Below are 1242 nucleotides of genomic sequence, written 5' to 3'. Positions count from 1 at the left end.
CGCTGCTCCTCGTCCCCGAGATCGGCCTCGCCCCGCAGCTGCTCCAGCGCCTGCGCGCGCGCCTCGCCGTGCCGGTGGCGGTGCTGCACTCGGGGCTGGCGGAGCGCGAGCGCACCGAGGCGTGGCTCGCCGCCCGCGACGGCGATGCCCGGGTGATCCTCGGCACCCGCTCGGCGGTCTTCACGCCGCTGCCGCGCCCGGGGCTGATCGTCGTCGACGAGGAGCACGACGCCGCCCTGGCGCAGCAGGAGGGCTTCCGCTACTCGGCCCGGGACCTGGCCGTCCTGCGCGCCCAGGCCCTCGACGTGCCGGTGGTCCTCGGCTCGGCGACGCCCTCGCTGGAGTCGCTGCACAACGCCCGCGAGGGCCGCTACACGCGGCTGCGCCTGAGCCGGCGCGCCGGCGGCGCCCGGCCGCCGTCGCTGCGGGTGCTCGACATCCGCAGCCGCCGGCTCGACGGCGGCCTCTCGGCGCCGCTGCTCGACGCCCTGCAGCGCCACCTCGACGCCGGCGCCCAGGCGCTCATCTTCCTCAACCGGCGCGGCTACGCCCCGGTGCTGACCTGCCACGCCTGCGGCTGGGTCGCCGAGTGCCACCGCTGCGACGCCCGGCTGACCCTCCACCGCGGCGAGGGGCGGATGCGCTGCCACCACTGCGGCCACGCCGCCCCCGTCCCGGCGCAGTGCCCCGAGTGCGCCGGCGCCGACCTGCGCTCCCTCGGCCCGGGCACGGAGCGGCTCGAGGAGGCCCTGGCGCGGCGCTTCCCGGACGTGGCGCAGGTGCGCATCGACCGCGACACCACCCGGCGCCGCGGCGCGCTGGAGGCGCAGCTGGCCAAGGCGCAGCGCGGCGGGGCGCAGCTGCTGATCGGCACGCAGATGCTCGCCAAGGGCCACCACCTGCCGGCGGTGACCCTCGTGGCGGTCGTCGATGTCGACCAGGGGCTCTTCGGGGCCGACTTCCGCGCCACCGAGCGCCTCGCCCAGCTCCTCGTCCAGGTCTCCGGCCGGGCCGGGCGGGGCGAGCGGCCCGGCGAGGTGCTCCTGCAGACCCGCCACCCCGAGCACCCGCTGCTGCGCACGCTCCTCGAGCGCGGCTACCCGGCCTTCGCCGAGGCCCACCTCGCCGAGCGCCGCGCCGCCGGGCTGCCGCCCTACGGCGCCCTCGCCCTGCTGCGCGCCGAGGCGGTGGACGCCGAGGCCCCCTCCAGGAAGCGGTAGGGGGCCTCGGCGTCCACCGCCT

The 1242-nt window shown here is 78.7% G+C and carries 1 protein-coding gene; it reads left to right on the top strand.

The window, feature by feature from the left end; all coding sequences use genetic code 11:
- Window positions 1-1220 (top strand): replication restart helicase PriA (gene priA, locus CKO13_RS12255; protein ID WP_242468040.1); only part of this gene is annotated, 1220 nt, incomplete at its 5' end.
- Window positions 1221-1242: the final 22 nt, after the last annotated feature.

The sequence above is a fragment of the Halorhodospira neutriphila genome (assembly GCF_016584055.1).
GTDB lineage: Bacteria > Pseudomonadota > Gammaproteobacteria > Nitrococcales > Halorhodospiraceae > Halorhodospira > Halorhodospira neutriphila.
Note: the sequence above shows the minus strand (reverse complement) of the source record. Positions and strands in the feature narration are given on the sequence as shown.